Source organism: Campylobacter concisus (assembly GCF_902460595.1).
GTDB lineage: Bacteria > Campylobacterota > Campylobacteria > Campylobacterales > Campylobacteraceae > Campylobacter_A > Campylobacter_A concisus_BL.
On sequence record NZ_CABPVA010000004.1, the window covers coordinates 319,802 to 320,839 of the forward strand.

The 1,038-nt window shown below is 33.0% G+C and carries 2 protein-coding genes and 1 pseudogene; all 3 read left to right on the plus strand.

All coding sequences use genetic code 11. The features are described 5' to 3' along the window. Positions 1-83 precede the first annotated feature (83 nt). Positions 84-329 carry a helix-turn-helix domain-containing protein gene (locus F3G86_RS08610; protein WP_009294123.1) on the plus strand — a complete coding sequence of 82 codons (246 nt, stop codon included), beginning with the start codon at positions 84-86 and terminating at the stop codon, positions 327-329. Next, positions 330-509 (plus strand): hypothetical protein, encoded by a 180-nt coding sequence (locus tag F3G86_RS08615; RefSeq protein WP_149723613.1) that lies wholly within the window; start codon positions 330-332, stop codon positions 507-509. It begins immediately after the preceding gene. Positions 510-722: 213 nt separating this feature from the next. Beyond that, positions 723-1,038: pseudogene (locus F3G86_RS08620) on the plus strand (hypothetical protein); the annotation flags it as partial.

Here is a 1,038-nt window from a genome sequence, read left to right on the forward strand (position 1 = left end):
CAACCTTGATATTTATATACTATTTTACATTATTTATATAATATTTTAGGTATATTTAATGGTAAATAACGTATAATTCTTCAATGATTGAAACAAGTGATATATTTAATTTGCTTCACAATGCAGTTGAGGCAAAAAATATCGGTAAGAAAATTTCACAAGCAAAAATGGCAGAAGATCTTGGCGTGCCTATGAGGACATATCAGGACTGGAGACTTGGAAACTCAAAGCCACAAGCTGCTGCTGCTGTTTGCAAACTGCTATGTGAGCTTGACGATGATGAAATATTATTTGTTGTCAATAAGATGAGAAAATTGCTAGGAAAATAGATGGAAAATTTAACACAAAAAGAGAGAATCGACCTTGAGAGCGTTTTTGCAGTCATTTGCACTAAAAAAGAGTCAAAAATTTTAGTTACCTACAAGGATCTATGCTCGGCTGCAGCTTCAAAATTTCATGTAGTTAAAAACAAGATCAAAAAAGCAAGAGAAAAAAGAGTCAAAATTTAGTATTTTTGGCTTGAAATTTAATTATTTTATAAATTTCGTAGCCAAAAATGCCGTCAAATAAATTTCACCCTACCTATTTATATAGGGTTTTGCTCCGCTTATCTTAACGAGCATCTATCTTAGCTACCAAAAATCTATAAACGGTAGCTCTAGTAGCCAAACGCAAATTTATCAAATTTATTGCCACTAACCTATTTTCTATACACTTCTTTATTGCGTATTCTTTTTACATTTCTTATCTATAAATTTTGGGAGTTTTTCGCAAGGTCAATGAGTAAAGATGGGCTAAATAGAATGGAATTTGAAATTTCAGAGCTTGCAAAAGCAGTTGGCTTTAGTGTTATCAGCAAGGATAGAAACCCAGCTTGGAAGCCTGTAAATGATAAATTTGCAAACGACATCTTAGAAGAGCTTAAAATTTATAAGCCAAATGCAAGAATAACAGCCGTGCATGCTGGACTTGAATGTGGAGTGCTTTTGGAGAAAAAAGCAGGTCTTAGTGCATGTTCAATAGGACCAAACATCTACT